Raw genomic sequence first — 14,640 nt, 5'->3', positions numbered from 1 at the left:
TTCACGTACGCTCCCCCACGTGTACGTCGACGTGATGTCCGTTCCGCAGCCCCTGGCTCAAATCGGAGAGCTTGCCCGCCGTGTCCAGTCCGCCGGATTCTCCGGGCTCCTGCTCACCGAGACAGGCCGCACCGCGTATCTCAATGCGGCGGTCGCCTCACAGTCCGCTCCCGGACTGGAGCTCTCGACCGGTGTCGCCGTTGCCTTTCCGCGCAGCCCATTTGTCACCGCGGCCTCAGCGTGGGAACTCCAGGAAGCCAGCGACGGCAAATTCCGGCTCGGTATCGGTACCCAGGTCCGCACACATGTCGTGCGTCGCTACGGAGTGCCCTTCGAGCAGCCCGGCCCGCGTCTGCGTGACTATGTGCTGGCGGTCAAGGACTGCTTCGCTGCCTTCCGGACCGGCAAGCTCGAGCATCACGGCGATTTCTACGATCTCGACTTCATCACGCCGCAGTGGAACCCCGGACCGATCGATGCACCCGATCCCAAGGTGGACATCGCCGCGGTGAATCCGTGGATGCTGCGCATGGCCGGCGAAGTCGCCGATGGTGTCCACATCCACCCGATCGGAGAGCCCGGTTACATCGCCCGCCACGTCCTGCCCAACGTCGCCGCGGGTGCGGCCAAAGCGGGCCGCTCCCCTGACGACATCGCCAAGATCATCCCCGTGATGACGATCGTCGGCGACAGCGACGAGGAACGCGCCAACGAGCGCGAGTTCGTGCGGGCCAGTATGAGCTTCTACGGAAGCACGCCCAACTATGCGTTCATTTGGGACGAGGCCGGCTTCGAGGGCACCACCGCCCGCCTCAGGGAGAAGCAAAAAGCCGGTGACATCGCCGGCATGGCGGCGCAGATCACCGACGACCACATCGCCGCCTTTGCCACCGAATCGACGTGGGACGGGTTGGCGGACGCGTTGACCGCCAAATACGGCGGAATCGCCACCCGCGTCGTGCTCTACAACGCGCTCGGCAGGCCCGACCGTCTCGAACGGTACGGCGAGATCGCACAGCGCCTGTCGACGGTCTGAGGCGAGAGACCGTCCCGTCTCGTAGCATTCTGCTACGCTTGTTTCAGAGTGCTACCAGGGAGGTTCTCATGACCGAGACCGCAGATCGGGTGACCCGGTTCGCCGCCGACCTCGTCGACAGTGCGGCCGCAGAAGGTGCACGTCAGAGCCGGTCGGCCAAACAGCAACTCGACCACTGGGCGCGCGTGGGTCGTGCCGTATCGAGCCGCCACAGCGCCGCCCGCCGCAAGGTCGAGGCCGCCCTGGCCGGCGACATCCCGCTTCGGGAGTTGACCGCCGAGGAAGGTGCGGTGTTCGACGCCGAGATCGCCGCGTCCATCGAGGAGAGCCTGGCGCGCGCCGACTATGGTGCGACGCTGGCGGCCCGCGGCATCACGACCGTCGCACTCGACGAGGACGGCGCGATCGTGCAATACCAACCGGACGGCAGCACCACGGTGCTGACGCCGCAGCAGTGATCCTGGCGCACCGTGACGCGGGCCGTACCGTCGCGCGGTGAAGCGTCTCGATCTCGTCGTCGGATGCAACGGCGCCGGCAAGTCCACCTTTGTCGAACTCACCCTCTCCCCACTGCTTCCGGGTAGCCCCTTCGTCAACGCCGACGAAATCGCCAAGCGTCGCTGGCCTGAAGATCCCGCCCCGCACTCCTACGAGGCCGCGCTGGTCGCCGCCGAAACGCGGGCAAAACTCATCGAACTCGGCGAGTCCTTCATCGCCGAGACAGTGTTCTCTCATCCCTCCAAACTCGAACTCATCGACCATGCGCACGCCGCCGGGTACACCGTGATCCTGCATTGCGTGCTAATCCCCGAAGAGCTGGCCGTGCACCGAGTGCGCCACCGCGTGCAGGCAGGCGGCCACCACGTTCCCGAGACGAAGATTCGTGAACGCTACCAACGACTTTGGAATCTCGTCGCAATCGCCGCGGACCGGGTGGACTCGGCAATGTTCTACGACAACAGCACCGTCAAGGGCCCGCAGATAGTCGCTCAGATCGCCGGCGGGTTCGTCATCGGATCGCCCGCCTGGCCCAGCTGGACGCCGGCGGCGCTCAATTCCCGATGGAATCGATAGCGACGGGAGGTATAGGGTCAGACCCCTCGAGGCGGTCCCGGACTTCTCGCATTCGCCGGGCCAGTGTCTCCTCATCGATGACATGCCTGGCCACCAGTGAATGCGTCAGTGCGACAAGCTGATTCTCGGGGTACGGCAATGTCACATAAACCTCTTGAACCAGGCGATCCTCATCGGTTCGACGAGCGAGCAGCGGCAGTGTCGCGCCCTCGTGGTCAAGTGCCTCGCACATCCCGTCGAGACTCGATTTCCACGGCGGTACCGGATTGGAGACGCCGTACTTCTGCGCCATGCGGGGCCACGACTGCCCCCGCCTCACGATCTGTTCCAGCGTCCGGACCCTGACTGCGGTGACGTCATCTTCGTCGGTCATCGGTTGCCCCTCAGTACCCGTCGGCCGGGCGGACCGCAAGATGCACCGGCCGTGGCGCATTCGCGGTCACCCCGGGCTTCGGCAAGGCGACACCGATCATGCAGTCGCGGGTAACGATCTCGGCGAGTTGCTCCTCGGTCCAGTCCTCAGTTCCGGCGGGCCGCACCGGCAGGACCAGGAACCGGCGTTTGGAATTGGAGTCCTCGACCCGGATTTCGACATCGTCGGACAGGAAAAGCCCGAACTCGCCGAGAACCTGGCGCGGCCAGCGCACAATGCGTCGCCGATATTTGGGCGTCCGATACCACTCGGGAGAATTACCGAGCAACGGCCGCGGATAACACGAGCACAATGTGCAGACAATCACGTGGTGCAAACTCGGTGTGTTCTCCAGTACCTCCAAGGCGGTGAAATCGCTGGGTGTCCCGAAGCCGGTCGGGTGCAGCCAATCGATTCCGACTTCCCGGCTGGCGGCGATGGGGTCCCGGAGCACCAGCTGCTTGAAATCCGGATCCACCCAAGCCTTCGCGACGAGTCGGGAGCCCGGCGCCGGGCCGATCTGCTCGACGAACTCGGTGTAGTGCCGGTGGTCTTCGGCAGTGAACAGGCCCTTCTCGATCGCCAATTCGCGGAGCGCGATCTCCAAGACCTCGAAATCGGTCACTTCCTCGACCATGGGTGCCGCGTGCCGCTCCTGGGCTTCGTGATGCGTGTGCGCCGCGTCGTCGTGGGTCATGTCGGATTCCTGTTCGTTCCGTCGAATGAGAGGTCTAAGCGAGCGGCCGCAACCACAATTCGGAGATCTCGGCCTGAAGGGTGTCGCCTTCGGCGCCCGCGTACGGCTCCCACACGTCGGTCATGTTGAAGCGCACGATGTAGAACCACTGAGGCTTCTGCTCTTCACGGTCGAATGCCTCGTCCTCGGGTACCAGACTTTCGTAGGACACCTCGACGATCGTCCCGGGCTTCCCGCGCAGATACTCCTGGGTACGGGTGTAGAAGATCGTCGGTAGGTCCCGCACACGCACCCGGTCGCCGACAGCGAATCGAGGTTCCCCGGCCTGGCCGGCGAACCGTTGGGGATCCCCCTTGCCGAGCGCCTCGATGTGATGCCGGTTCCTGGAGACCCGCGTCGGATCACCGACGCTGCGGGGTGCAGCCGAGAGTGCGTCGTCAGCACCGGCGGCCACCCGGGCCCGCACCTCGTCGACCCGTTCGAGCAACTCGCGAAGCGTGATGTGGTCCTTCTCGACGAGGCATCGGGCGACAGCCCACACCCACCGGCCGTAATAGGGGAAGCCGTGGTAAATCGTCCGGCCCACATCGACGTTTCCGAGCCGCCGCCGTTCTTCGGACGTCCAGATGCCACGCCAGCCGAGGACCTCACACGTGACAAAGGTATTGAGCTCCCACGCCTCTTCTTGCTTCTCCTCGAAGATCGCGGGTGCGTCGGGATCACCGCCGACGTCGTGCGGATTCTTCATGAACGCACCGAAAAGCGTGTGGTCGATCTGATCGGGGTAGGGCCAGTCCTGCAGCCGATGTAATGCCGGGCGCAACTGGCTGACAAAATCACCCATGGAATTGTTGGCCATATTCCGTGTCCTCAGGTGGATAAACGGTCTGCCTGCGGCGACGCTATCACGGGCAAACGTGGCTCGACGCTTATCGATGAAACTTCCAACCCCTGGGCGTGGTCATTGAAACTCAACGATGACGACAAGATTCACTGGCGGCAATTTGTTCACCGGGGCACCATCACCCAGCTATCGGCAGGCGCGCGCCCTCTCCGCTGTAGCGTGACGCGCATGAACTCCATTCGCGTGCCTTCCACCGTCGCGCTCGTGGCCTGTGCCGCGTCGTTGACCATGACGCTTGCCGCATGCGGCTCCGACACGGACACCTCCGCGGCTTCGTCCTCGACGAGCACGCCATCCGTCGCTGAGGTGCTCACGCCCTCCATCGCACAGACCGCGACCGAGGCCACCACCTGCCCGACGGCGGCGCCGCAGGGCGCCGGCACCCCCGAATGGACGATGTCCGGGGCGACCGGCAGTGTCGCGGTCACCGGCTCCACCGACACGGCCGCGCCGGTGGTGAAGGTGACCGGACCGTTCAGCGTGGCCGAGACCCAGGTGCACACCCTGAAGGCCGGGGACGGCCCCGTCGTCGCGCCGTCGGCGAACGTTTCGGTCTGCTACATGGGTGTCAACGGGCGTGACGGGTCGGTGTTCGACAGCAGCTACGAGCGCGGCGAACCGGTCGACTTCCCCCTCAACGGCGTTGTGCCCGGCTTCCAGAAGGCCATCTCCGGACAGAAGGTCGGCTCCACGGTGGCAGTCGCGATGACCTCAGCCGACGGCTACCCCCAGGGTCAGCCCGCCGCAGGCATCCAGCCCGGCGACTCGTTGGTCTTCGCGATCAAGATCCTCGACGCCCGGGGCTAGTCACACCGCCCACCCGGGCCCGGAGCCCGCTTGCGACAATGCTCCCATGGTCGAGCGCAGCATCTGGATGCAGAAGGTGGCAGCCGATCCCGGGCATTCGGATTGGTACGTCGAACGCTTTCGTGCCATGGAGCGTGCCGGTCAGGACCTGGCCGGTGAGGCCCGTCTGATCGACGCGATGGCATCGCGCAATGCCCGCATCCTCGACGCCGGCTGCGGTCCCGGCCGGGTGGGTGGATACCTCGCCGAGGCCGGGCACCAGGTAGTCGGCGTCGACGTCGACCCTGTGCTCATCGACGCGGCCGTGCACGACCATCCCGGTCCGCGCTGGCTCGTCGGCGACCTCGCCGAGCTCGACCTACCGGCACGCGGTATCGCCGACCCGTTCGACATCATCGTGTCGGCCGGCAACGTGATGACCTTCCTCGCCCCGAGCACGCGGGTTCGGGTCCTGACGCGGCTGCGCGCGCATCTCGCCGACGACGGCCGGGCGGTGATCGGGTTCGGAGCCGGCCGCGAATACGAGTTCGGTCAATTCTTCGACGACGCGATCGCGGCCGGATTCACCACCGACCTGTTGCTGTCCGCTTGGGACGTCCGCCCCTTCACCGAAGGCTCGGACTTCCTGGTGGCGATCCTGCGTCGCGCCTAGCTCGAACCGTTCGGGCTGAAGTTGAAATTGGCTATCGCGGTGGACAATCCGGTGCCGATCGGGCCCGACGCGTCGTACAGGCACGCACTGCCGGTGGCCACGCCCTCAGCGCTGGTATGGGTTACTGCCGCCATGCCGATGAACGGGCCGACCGGCAACCGACTGAGCGCCAGCGTGTAATCGGCGTTGATGAAAGCCAACCCGGCCGAACTGAAATTGCTCATCGAACTCGTGACGTCGACCGCCAGAGCGGCTCGCACAAATGGCGTGAGCTCTTCGCCGGCAACGAGCTCACGGACCTCGCGCAGCCATGCATAGCGCGGGCCGGATTGTTGCCACGGAAACCCCTCGCCCGTCCAATTCTCGTGCGGGCCATACGCCCTGATGAACATCGGCACGGTGTCGTCGAACTTGTCCGGTTCCTCGGGCATTGCCGGAAGGGCGAACTCGGTGGTCCAGAACTGTCCGTCGGGCTGTGCGCCGCGCCGTAGATATAGCGCCGAAGCCCGCGCCACCAACGCATCGTCCTGGGTCATCTCCGCATCGACCGCCTGCATCCGGGATCCGGATCGCACCACCGAGGCAGCGACGCGGACCGGAGCGTGAGCGACCCGGCGCAGTATCTCCACGGTGAACCGGGCGGGGTGAAGGCCGTCGTCGGTGACGAGTTGCTCAACGGCACGGGCCAGGAGGCCGCCGACCACCTGGCCGCCCAGGGTGGGACCCCACCCTCCGTGTGCGATCTTGTTCGGCACGAACCCGTCGTCACTGCTCACAAAGAACGGCGTCATCGCAGTGCGCTCCACAGGTGCCCTTTCGTCCGGTACTTCAGGCAAGCACGGACTCTATTACAGATATGCCTACAGTTGTTGCCACGATATGGCCGGGTGCTCGGTGCCACGGATTTCGACGATCGGGCACAGGACTATTGCCACGACCGCCCCTTCGTTCTACTATCGCCTGTAGTAGTTACTTGGGGGGCCTATGACGTCACCGATACTCGTTCAGACACAACGCTTTCTGCGTCTGGCGGCATTGATGTTCCTGCTCGGGTGGGGTCTGCACGTTATCGACCACCTACTGCGAGGAATGTCGGCATCACCGATGTTTGTCATGGCCGGCGGCATGATCCAGGGCGTGATCGTCATCATCGCGATCACCATGACCTTGCGCGCGCATCCCCGCGCGCCCGACCTCGCGATCTTCACAGGTATCGGTAGTGCAGTCGTGTTCACCTACGCGCACCTGCTGCCGAATTTCTGGCCGGACTTCCAGGACAGCTATCTCAGCGGTCCCCGCATCAACGTCACCTGGTTCTCCTGGGTGACAGCGCTTTCCGAGATCGGCAGCGGACTGTTGTTCGCCTATGCGGGCATACGGGCGAAGCGGGCTGCGGCGTAGGTGCGATTCCGCGGGTAACGTCGGCCGATGGGATTGGTGTACTCCAGCATCGTCGATGCCCCACAAGAAGAGGTCTTCGCGTGGCACGGCCGCCCGGGGGCGTTCGCCAGGCTGTCGCCGCCGTGGCAAGCCATGAAGCTCAGATCCGAGGCGGCCTCACTGCGTGACGGCCGTGCCGAACTGGCGTTACCCGGCGGTTTGCGGTGGGTAGCTCAGCACCAAGCTGACGCCTACGACCCGCCACGGCGCTTCGTCGACGAGATCGCCGGCGGCGGGCCGGCCTCTCTCCCCGCGGCATTGGCAATGCGCTGGAAGCACATTCACGAATTCGAAGCGCTCGATGCGACCCACACCCGGATGACCGACCGCGTCGAGACTCCGGTGCCCGGCCGTTTCCTGCGCCCGATGTTCAGCTACCGCCATCGCCAACTCGCCGACGACCTCGCAGCCCACCAAAGGGCCCGCGAACAGGGTCTGCCGCCGCTGACTGTTGCGATCACCGGAGCGTCCGGGCTGGTGGGGTCAGCGTTGACCGCGTTCCTGAGCACCGGTGGCCACCGGGTCATCAGGCTGGTCCGCCACGCAGCTTCCAATTCTGATGAGCGGCAATGGGACCCGGCCGACCCCCACCCCGGTCTGTTCACCGGGGTGGATGCCGTCATCCACCTGGCCGGCGCGTCGATCGCCGGCAGGTTCACCGACGGGCACCGCCGGGCGATTCGCGACAGCCGCATCGAGCCCACCCGCCGACTCGCCGAACTGATCGCCGACATCGATCCCGGTCCGCAGGTGGTGGTCAGCGCCTCGGCGGTCGGCTATTACGGATACGACCGCGGCGACGAGGTTCTCACCGAGACCAGCGAACGCGGCGATGGTTTCCTTGCCGAGGTTGTCACCGACTGGGAAGGCGCGCTGACCCCGGCTGAACGATCAGGCACACGAGTGGTGCGAATCCGTACCGGAATCGTCCAGTCCCCGCGCGGCGGCACGTTACGGCTGCTGCGTCCACTTTTCGCCGCCGGACTCGGTGGCCGCATCGGCGATGGACAACAGTGGTTGCCCTGGATCGGTATCGACGATCTGATCGACATCTATTACCGCGCATTATGGGACAAGCAGCTGGCGGGCCCGGTCAACGCGGTGGCACCGGAGCCGGTGCGCAACGCCGAATTCACCGACACGCTCGGCCGCGTTCTGCACCGCCCGACGGTTGTGCCGGTGCCGACACTGGGGCCACGGCTACTACTGGGCGATCAGGGTGCCCGCGAACTGGCATGCGCGAGCCAACGTGCGGTTCCCGCAGTCCTGTCGGCCGGCGGTCACGGCTTCCGCCACCCGCGCCTGGAGCAGGCGCTGAGCCACGTATTGGGACGGTCGCCTACGGCGTAGGAGCCGCCGGCGGCGCAGCCGGCGGCTGCCCCGGCGAGTTGTAGTCGTATCCGGGCGGCGGCGGGCCGTTCAGCGAGTAATAGCCAGGTGGCAGTGGCGGACCAGCTGGACCGCTACCGGGTGCCGGCGCCGTGATCGGTGTCTCCGAGCCAGGAGCGTTGATCGATTTGTATCCGGGCGGCAGCGGCGGAGCCGGACCAGAACCGGGAGGCGGTGCAACTCCTTCGGGCGCTCCCCCGCCGGCCTGGAAACCGCCCGGGTCGTGAGCTTGATGCCACAGATCCCTCAGGGTGCCGACGGGTCCTGATCCGTACTGGCCGGAGCCGTACACAGGGTTGGCGATCTCGGGCACCTGCGGAGGACCGGCCGGCGCCGGCGGCGGAGGCGCAGCCAGTGCGGGATCCGCCGGTGCGGGCGCTGGATCAGGCACGACAGGGTCCGCTGCGGCCTGCCCTCCCGCGGCCAGCATGGCGCCGACGGCGGCCAGGCCTGCGATCGCGAGCTTCGCCCCGTTCACGGCGAGGGTGGCGCGGTGCGCTTCGGTCATCTATCCGGCGGTCCTCTCTCGATGCACCCGCACAAACTCCGGCTCGGGAATCAGGGCGAATACCGGGCGGTCCGTGCATCGTCGCACACCGCCCCGAGGACGCGCTGGGTTAGAGCGTCCATGATGATGCCTCGGACATGCCGCGAGGGCGATGCGTGAGCGCGTCCCGGCGACCCCGGTGTGTCTCGCGTGGCAGGCTGAATCCGTGTCTCGGGTTCTGGTCGTCGGATCGGGTTTCGCCGGGCTGTGGGCAGCACTCGGGGCCGCCAGACGCATCGACGAACTCGGAGCGGCGGCCCACGGCGTGCAGATCACTGTGATCAGTGAGCATCCCTTTCACGACATTCGCGTCCGCAATTACGAGACAGATCTCACCCACTGCCGCATCCCGTTGCGGGGGCTGCTGGATCCCGTCGGTGTGGACCACGTTGCTGCCGAGGTCACGGCAATCGACGTCGAAGCCCGCAACGTCACCACGCAACAAGATGGCCGAACGCGCGTCATCGGCTATGACCGGCTGGTCCTGGCCGCCGGCAGTCGAGTTGCGCGACCGGCTGTCCCCGGGCTTGCCGAATTCGGTTTCGACGTCGATACATTCGACGGGGCCAGGCGCCTTGCCGGTCACCTGGATACGTTGGCTGCCGATCCCCAGGTATCAGGCGCCGGCACGGTCGTTGTCGTCGGAGCGGGGCTCACCGGTATCGAGACCGCATGCGAACTGCCGTCGCGGCTCTCCGCGCTCTTCGATGGCAGCGTCGCACCGAAGGTCGTGCTCGTGGACCACAACCCACAGATCGGCTCGGATATGGGCGACGCATCCCGCCCGGTGATCGAAACCGCTTTGTCCGACAACGGAGTTCAGACGATGACCGGTGTCGCCGTGACCTCCGTCGACACCGGCGCCGTGACCTTGTCATCCGGCGAGGCGTTGCCGACGGCAACCGTGGTGTGGTGCGCGGGAATGCGGGCCAACCCGCTGACGGCCCAACTGCCGGTGATGCTGGACCGGTTCGGCCGACTGCCCGTCGACGACTACCTCCGCGTCGAAGGCGTACCCGCGGTGTTCGCGGCCGGCGACGTGGCCGCCGCGCGGGTCGATGACAGCCACCTGTCGGTGATGTCGTGTCAACACGGTCGGCCGATGGGCCGTTACGCCGGCTACAACGTGATCGGCGACCTCCTCGGCCGGCCCATGCGCACGCTCCGAATCCCCTGGTATGTCACCGTTCTCGATCTGGGCCCGGCCGGTGCGGTCTACACCGAAGGCTGGGATCGCGATGTCGTGGCAACGGGCACGGTGGCCAAGGCGACCAAGAAGACCATCAACACCGAACGGATTTACCCGCCGTTGACCGGCGATCGGCGGACCCTGCTCGCAGCCGCCGCACCCGATCTTCAGGAGCGCCCACCCCGAGGGTGACTGCCGCTAGCCTTCCCCTCGCTCCGCCTCAGGCGGCGGCGTCACCGCGTCCCATACGGTCCACGTGTAGTGCTGATCGGGTAGACCGCTGGCACCGAGCATGAACGCACGGTGCGAGCGATTCTCGCGGGCGATGGTGGTCAGCCACGTGGTCACCGTGCTGACGCGGTTTCGTACGCCGGTGAGGAACGCGATGTGGATGAAACCCCAAGCCAGCCAGCCGAAGAACCCGGCGACTTTCACCGGACCGACCTGCAGAAGTGCCTGTCGGCGGGCGATGTACGCCGCTGAACCGAGGTCTCGGTACCGGAACGGCCGCCGGGGTTTCCCGTCGAGTTCCCGGCGAACGCACGAGGCGACGTGGAGCCCACCCTGCATCGCGTTCTCGGCAACACCCGGCAGGTTCTCCCGGCCGGCAAGATCTCCGATCACGAAGATCTCGGGACGGCCGTCGACCGAAAGATCAGGTCCCACAGCGATTCTCCCGCTGCGATCCGCCTCCACTCCCAGCACCTGCGCGAGGTGCCGGGCGAACGGCACGGCCTCAACGCCAGCCGTCCACAACACGGTTCGTGCCGCGTACTGCTCGTCGGGCCCACCGGCCTTCGGGCTGACGGTCACCCCGTCCCGATTGACGTCCGTCACGTGTACACCCATGTGCAGCTCGACACCGAGTTTCTGCAGCGACTTCGTCGCCTTCTCCCCCAGTTCGGCGCAGAAGGACTTCAGCACCCGCTCCCCACCGTCGAACAGCAGCACCCTGGCTTCCTCGGGCTCGATGCTGTGGAACTCGTGAGCCAAGGTGCGCGTGGCCATCTCGCGGATCTGCCCGGCCAACTCGACGCCGGTGGGGCCGCCCCCCGCGACCGCGAACGTGAGCCAACCATCGCGCTCCGGACCGGGTGGCAGTGTCTCGGCGATCTCGAAGGCGGTGAAAACCCGCTGCCGGATGTTGAGCGCGTCGTCGAGCGTCTTCATCCCCGGCGCCCACTCCGCGAAATGTTCTTTGCCGAAGTACGACTGTTGCATCCCCGCGGCCACCACAAGTACGTCGTAGTCGAGGGTGAATGTCGTCTCATCGGGCCGTCGGGCCGTGACCCGGCGCAACTCGGGATCGAGGTCTATCGCTTCACCGAGCAGCGTGGTGACGTTGCGGTGTCGCGCGAACTCCTCGCGTAGCGGCCGGCTGATCTGGCCGAAGCCCAAAGTCCCGGTGGCGCATTGATAGAGCAGCGGCTGAAACAGATGTCCCGCCGCCCGATCCAGCAGGGTCACGTCGACATCGACCCCGCCCAGCCGGCGGGCACAGAACAGCCCGCCGAATCCCCCACCGATGATCAACACCCTCATCCGACTGTTGCCCACACCTAGGAGGTTAACCGCCCGCCTCGGAAATGCGACGGTGCAGCTCAGATGCGCGCAGGGTGAGGTGATTGCGCTCGGCCAGTGATTGAGCCTCGGCGGCGGCCTGCACATACAGCTGCGCGGCCGATGCGATGTCCCCGGCCTGCTCATGCAGGTAGGCCGCCGCGGCGGTGTGGCGCGGCAGCGCCGGGTCGAGCTCGGCGAGGGCGGCCAGGCCTGCTCGCGGCCCGTCGGCTTCCCCGACGGCAACGGCGCGGTTGAGCCGTACCACCGGGCTGTCGGTGAGTGCGACGAGCTCGTCGTACCACTCGACGATCTGCACCCAGTCCGTCTCCTCGGCAGACTGGGCGTCGGCGTGCAGCGCCGCCACCGCCGCCTGGGCCTGGTACTCCCCGAGTCGGTCGCGCGCCAGTGCCGCCTGCAGCACGTACACCCCTTCGGCGATGAGATCGCGCCGCCACAGCGCGCGGTCCTGCTCCGCCAGGGGAACCAGGGTCCCGTCTGCACGGGTACGCGCCGGGCGCCGGGCATGGTGCAGAAGGAACAGCGCGAGCAGGCCACCGACTTCCGGATCGTCGGTGGTCCGGGCCAGCCGGCGGGCCAGCCTGATCGCCTCGGCTGCCAGGTCGACATCGCCGCTGTAACCCTCGTTGAAGACCAGGTACAGCACGCGCAGCACAGTGTGCAGGTCGCCGGGACGATCCAGCCGGACCGCGCTCACGGTGCGCTTGGCACGGCTGATCCGTTGCGCCATGGTCGCTTCCGGTACGAGATAGGCCTGCGCGATCTGGCGCGTGGTCAGACCCCCGACGGCACGCAGTGTCAGGGCGACAGCCGCCGACGGGGTCAGACTCGGATGCGCGCACAGGAAGTAGAGCTGCAAGGTCTCGTCCACCGCGGGGGCCGGCCCAGCCGCCGGCTCCGCAGAAACCCGGACCTCGCGGTTGCGCCGCGCGACCTCGGATCGGGTCAGGTCGAGGAAACGCCGCCACGCCGTCGTGATCAGCCAGCTCTTGGGATCGTCGGGTCGCCGGCTCGGCCAGGTTTCCCAGGCTCGGACCAGGGCTTCCTGCACCGCGTCCTCGGCAGTCGCGAAGTCGGCCCCGCGGTGGACGAGGGCGGCCAGGACACCGGGAATCAGATCCCGGAGCCCGGCCTCGTCCACCGCACCGGCGTCCATCTACTCGGTGACAGTCGGCGGAGCGGTCAGGAACGGACGCACCTCGAGCCACTCGTGGATGGGCCGCCCGCCCGCACCCGGCGCGGCCGACAGTTCTCCGGCCAACGCGACGGCGCGTTCGTAGGAGTCGACATCGACGAGCATCCAGCCGGCGATCAGGTCCTTGGTCTCCGCGAAGGGGCCGTCGGTCACGGGCGGCTTCCCCTCACCGCCGTACTGCACCCACGCGCCCTCCGGGGCAAGGGCCTGACTGTCGACGTACTCGCCGCTGTCCTTGAGCCGATCGGCGAAATCGTTCATGTACTGGATGTGAGCTTGGATCTCCTCCGGCGTCCACTGATCCATCGGAATGTCGTTGACCGACGCGGGGGCGCCTCGGTAGTGCTTGAGAAACAAGTACTTCGCCATGGGATTCTCCTTCGGATTCGCGACCGTGGTTGGTCGTTCACAACGGGGACGGAGCCGCCGCGGCATTCTCGACACCGAGGCCCGAAATATTTCTGATCTCATTGTCAGGCCGCGTCACAAGGGTCCAGGATGACGTATCAGCCCGTCGCCGACCTCAAGTGCAGACTCGATCACTTCGTTTGGCTAAGCTTCGGGTATCCAAGTTCAGAGTCAAGCACCGAGGTGGACATTCATGTTCGGAAGCAAGGCAACCCTGGCGACCATCGCCGCCACCGGCCTGATCGGCGCCGCCCTCGGCCTGGGCACCGCCATCGCGAGCGCGGAACCCGACCCGAGCCTGCCGCCGCCGCCGAACGCGCCGAAGAAGCCGGCTGAGACGTGGCAGGGCCACCCGATGGTCTGGTGGAACCTGCCTGCCGGCGGCCACTGGGGGGTCTGGGTCAACGGCGACTTCCTCCCGTTCACCTGATCGAACACCGGACCTGCGGGCCCGATGACATCGGCCGAGGCCATCGCCGCCGTCCCGTTCATCGACGGGATCGTCTACGGCGAGGGGCCACGTTGGCACGGTGACCGCCTGTGGTTCACCGACGGTCTGGCCGGCCGGGTGTACTCGGCCGGCGCAGACTCTGATCTCACCGTCGAGGTCGAGCTCGCGCGTGCCTCCGGGCTCGGGTGGCTACCCGACGGGACACTCGTGGTGTCGACCCTCTTCTCAGCGGAGCTGCACCACGCAGATGCCCGCGGGAACGTGACAGCCAGCTACGACGTCAGCGACATCGCATGGTCCACCAACGATCTGCTGGTCACGCCGGACGGCCGGGCCTACGTCGACCTCTACATCTCTGACGGCGGCGGCCTGAGCGGAGGGATCGGACTGGTTGCCCCCGACGGCACCGTGCGAGTCGTCGCCACTGGACTGTCGATGCCCAACGGCCTCGGACTCCTGCCCGACGAGTCGACCCTGGTGGTCAGCGAAACACACGGCTCACGGCTGGTGGCGTTCACCGCCGGCCCCGACGGCAGCCTGAGTGAACCCACCATCTTCGCGGATCTTGGCCCGGACCGGCATCCCGACGGGTTGTGCGTCGACACAGCGGGAGGAGTCTGGGTCGGCTGCTATGACACCGGGGAGTTTCTGCGCGTGGTCGCCGGGGGCGAGATCACCCACCGCATCGAGATCGACCGTGGATGGGCGGTGGCACCGGCACTGGGCGGGCCCGACGGCCGAACGCTGTACCTCGTGGTCGACGACACAACCCACGAAGGTCTTCTGGCCGGCTCGTCGACGGGACGAATCCTGCAGGCGCGTGTCGACATTCCCGCCGCCGGATCGCCCTGATCTCGT

At 66.7% G+C, this 14,640-nt stretch carries 18 protein-coding genes; 10 read left to right on the top strand and 8 right to left on the bottom strand.

Translation table 11 applies throughout. From position 1 onward, the window contains the following. Positions 1-19 precede the first annotated feature (19 nt). The 3 genes from ACZYZF_RS26205 to ACZYZF_RS26195 all read left to right on the top strand — a co-directional run bounded on the left by ACZYZF_RS26205 (position 20) and on the right by ACZYZF_RS26195 (position 2,110). Complete coding sequence (locus tag ACZYZF_RS26205; RefSeq protein WP_463747959.1) at positions 20-1,036, top strand: TIGR03617 family F420-dependent LLM class oxidoreductase; 1,017 nt, start codon at positions 20-22, stop codon at positions 1,034-1,036. Between the two features lie 68 nt (positions 1,037-1,104). Further along, on the top strand, positions 1,105-1,494 hold the full coding sequence (locus ACZYZF_RS26200) for a TA system antitoxin ParD family protein (RefSeq protein ID WP_463747958.1): 390 nt from the start codon (positions 1,105-1,107) through the stop codon (positions 1,492-1,494). A gap of 37 nt (positions 1,495-1,531) precedes the next feature. After that, positions 1,532-2,110 carry a zeta toxin family protein gene (locus ACZYZF_RS26195; protein ID WP_463747957.1) on the top strand — a complete coding sequence of 193 codons (579 nt, stop codon included), beginning with the start codon at positions 1,532-1,534 and terminating at the stop codon, positions 2,108-2,110. On the opposite strand, the gene ACZYZF_RS26190 is transcribed toward ACZYZF_RS26195, so the two are convergent. From ACZYZF_RS26190 to ACZYZF_RS26180, 3 genes are read right to left on the bottom strand one after another with little or no spacing between them, the layout of a single operon-like run. Then, the gene (locus ACZYZF_RS26190; RefSeq protein WP_463747956.1) at positions 2,088-2,483 is read right to left on the bottom strand and encodes a thiocyanate hydrolase; all 396 of its coding nucleotides are present in this window, start codon (positions 2,481-2,483) and stop codon (positions 2,088-2,090) included. The two genes, ACZYZF_RS26195 and ACZYZF_RS26190, sit on opposite strands and share 23 nt — an antisense overlap. 10 nt (positions 2,484-2,493) lie before the next feature. Continuing rightward, positions 2,494-3,219, bottom strand: a complete 726-nt coding sequence (gene scnC, locus ACZYZF_RS26185) for a thiocyanate hydrolase subunit gamma (RefSeq protein ID WP_463837229.1) — start codon at positions 3,217-3,219, stop codon at positions 2,494-2,496. Between the two features lie 34 nt (positions 3,220-3,253). Further along, on the bottom strand, positions 3,254-4,078 hold the full coding sequence (locus ACZYZF_RS26180; protein WP_463747954.1) for an SH3-like domain-containing protein: 825 nt from the start codon (positions 4,076-4,078) through the stop codon (positions 3,254-3,256). 213 nt (positions 4,079-4,291) lie between these two features. On the opposite strand from ACZYZF_RS26180, the gene ACZYZF_RS26175 reads away from it, so the two are divergent. Both ACZYZF_RS26175 and ACZYZF_RS26170 read left to right on the top strand, forming a co-directional pair. Further along, a complete protein-coding gene (locus tag ACZYZF_RS26175; RefSeq protein ID WP_463747953.1) occupies positions 4,292-4,930 on the top strand; it encodes an FKBP-type peptidyl-prolyl cis-trans isomerase in 639 nt (212 codons plus the stop codon). Positions 4,931-4,976: 46 nt separating this feature from the next. Next, positions 4,977-5,582, top strand: coding sequence for a class I SAM-dependent methyltransferase (locus tag ACZYZF_RS26170; protein WP_463837228.1), 606 nt, complete (start codon positions 4,977-4,979; stop codon positions 5,580-5,582). On the opposite strand, the gene ACZYZF_RS26165 is transcribed toward ACZYZF_RS26170, so the two are convergent. After that, a complete protein-coding gene (locus tag ACZYZF_RS26165; protein ID WP_463837339.1) occupies positions 5,579-6,373 on the bottom strand; it encodes a thioesterase family protein in 795 nt (264 codons plus the stop codon). The genes ACZYZF_RS26170 and ACZYZF_RS26165 overlap by 4 nt on opposite strands. A gap of 193 nt (positions 6,374-6,566) precedes the next feature. Here ACZYZF_RS26165 and ACZYZF_RS26160 point away from each other — a divergent pair, with 193 nt between their 5' ends. Both ACZYZF_RS26160 and ACZYZF_RS26155 read left to right on the top strand, forming a co-directional pair. Next, positions 6,567-6,983 (top strand): hypothetical protein, encoded by a 417-nt coding sequence (locus tag ACZYZF_RS26160; RefSeq protein ID WP_463837227.1) that lies wholly within the window; start codon positions 6,567-6,569, stop codon positions 6,981-6,983. 27 nt (positions 6,984-7,010) lie between these two features. Beyond that, positions 7,011-8,372, top strand: coding sequence for a TIGR01777 family oxidoreductase (locus ACZYZF_RS26155; RefSeq protein WP_463837226.1), 1,362 nt, complete (start codon positions 7,011-7,013; stop codon positions 8,370-8,372). Here ACZYZF_RS26155 and ACZYZF_RS26150 read toward each other — a convergent pair. Then, positions 8,362-8,889 (bottom strand): hypothetical protein, encoded by a 528-nt coding sequence (locus tag ACZYZF_RS26150; protein WP_463837337.1) that lies wholly within the window; start codon positions 8,887-8,889, stop codon positions 8,362-8,364. The two genes, ACZYZF_RS26155 and ACZYZF_RS26150, sit on opposite strands and share 11 nt — an antisense overlap. Before the next feature lie 235 nt (positions 8,890-9,124). Between ACZYZF_RS26150 and ACZYZF_RS26145 the strand changes: the two genes are divergently transcribed. Continuing rightward, complete coding sequence (locus ACZYZF_RS26145; protein WP_463837225.1) at positions 9,125-10,339, top strand: NAD(P)/FAD-dependent oxidoreductase; 1,215 nt, start codon at positions 9,125-9,127, stop codon at positions 10,337-10,339. Between the two features lie 6 nt (positions 10,340-10,345). Here the strand turns inward: ACZYZF_RS26145 and ACZYZF_RS26140 are convergent, their stop codons facing one another. From ACZYZF_RS26140 to ACZYZF_RS26130, 3 genes are read right to left on the bottom strand one after another with little or no spacing between them, the layout of a single operon-like run. After that, positions 10,346-11,689 carry an NAD(P)/FAD-dependent oxidoreductase gene (locus ACZYZF_RS26140; RefSeq protein WP_463748068.1) on the bottom strand — a complete coding sequence of 448 codons (1,344 nt, stop codon included), beginning with the start codon at positions 11,687-11,689 and terminating at the stop codon, positions 10,346-10,348. A 25-nt stretch (positions 11,690-11,714) separates the two neighbouring features. Beyond that, the gene (locus ACZYZF_RS26135) at positions 11,715-12,884 is read right to left on the bottom strand and encodes an RNA polymerase sigma factor (protein WP_463837223.1); all 1,170 of its coding nucleotides are present in this window, start codon (positions 12,882-12,884) and stop codon (positions 11,715-11,717) included. Beyond that, entirely contained in the window at positions 12,885-13,292 is a 408-nt protein-coding gene (locus ACZYZF_RS26130; protein ID WP_463747947.1) for a YciI family protein, read from the bottom strand. It lies immediately after the preceding gene. A gap of 232 nt (positions 13,293-13,524) precedes the next feature. On the opposite strand from ACZYZF_RS26130, the gene ACZYZF_RS26125 reads away from it, so the two are divergent. Together ACZYZF_RS26125 and ACZYZF_RS26120 are read left to right on the top strand one after the other, a co-directional pair. Then, a complete protein-coding gene (locus ACZYZF_RS26125) occupies positions 13,525-13,761 on the top strand; it encodes a hypothetical protein (protein WP_166904819.1) in 237 nt (78 codons plus the stop codon). A gap of 24 nt (positions 13,762-13,785) precedes the next feature. Continuing rightward, the gene (locus ACZYZF_RS26120; protein ID WP_463837221.1) at positions 13,786-14,634 is read left to right on the top strand and encodes an SMP-30/gluconolactonase/LRE family protein; all 849 of its coding nucleotides are present in this window, start codon (positions 13,786-13,788) and stop codon (positions 14,632-14,634) included. Positions 14,635-14,640: the final 6 nt, after the last annotated feature.

The organism is Mycobacterium sp. IDUB_24 (genome assembly GCF_055419385.1).
This window is presented reverse-complemented; position numbering and strand designations above follow the sequence as displayed.

Coding starts and splice junctions, on each gene's coding strand:
- ACZYZF_RS26160 (WP_463837227.1), top strand. CDS start 6,567: ATGACGTCACCGATACTCGTTCAGACACAACGCTTTCTGCGTCTGGCG.
- ACZYZF_RS26165 (WP_463837339.1), bottom strand. CDS start 6,373: ATGACGCCGTTCTTTGTGAGCAGTGACGACGGGTTCGTGCCGAACAAG.
- ACZYZF_RS26155 (WP_463837226.1), top strand. CDS start 7,011: ATGGGATTGGTGTACTCCAGCATCGTCGATGCCCCACAAGAAGAGGTC.
- ACZYZF_RS26200 (WP_463747958.1), top strand. CDS start 1,105: ATGACCGAGACCGCAGATCGGGTGACCCGGTTCGCCGCCGACCTCGTC.
- scnC (WP_463837229.1), bottom strand. CDS start 3,219: ATGACCCACGACGACGCGGCGCACACGCATCACGAAGCCCAGGAGCGG.
- ACZYZF_RS26130 (WP_463747947.1), bottom strand. CDS start 13,292: ATGGCGAAGTACTTGTTTCTCAAGCACTACCGAGGCGCCCCCGCGTCG.
- ACZYZF_RS26125 (WP_166904819.1), top strand. CDS start 13,525: ATGTTCGGAAGCAAGGCAACCCTGGCGACCATCGCCGCCACCGGCCTG.
- ACZYZF_RS26140 (WP_463748068.1), bottom strand. CDS start 11,689: ATGAGGGTGTTGATCATCGGTGGGGGATTCGGCGGGCTGTTCTGTGCC.
- ACZYZF_RS26170 (WP_463837228.1), top strand. CDS start 4,977: ATGGTCGAGCGCAGCATCTGGATGCAGAAGGTGGCAGCCGATCCCGGG.
- ACZYZF_RS26190 (WP_463747956.1), bottom strand. CDS start 2,483: ATGACCGACGAAGATGACGTCACCGCAGTCAGGGTCCGGACGCTGGAA.
- ACZYZF_RS26180 (WP_463747954.1), bottom strand. CDS start 4,078: ATGGCCAACAATTCCATGGGTGATTTTGTCAGCCAGTTGCGCCCGGCA.
- ACZYZF_RS26120 (WP_463837221.1), top strand. CDS start 13,786: ATGACATCGGCCGAGGCCATCGCCGCCGTCCCGTTCATCGACGGGATC.
- ACZYZF_RS26135 (WP_463837223.1), bottom strand. CDS start 12,884: ATGGACGCCGGTGCGGTGGACGAGGCCGGGCTCCGGGATCTGATTCCC.
- ACZYZF_RS26175 (WP_463747953.1), top strand. CDS start 4,292: ATGAACTCCATTCGCGTGCCTTCCACCGTCGCGCTCGTGGCCTGTGCC.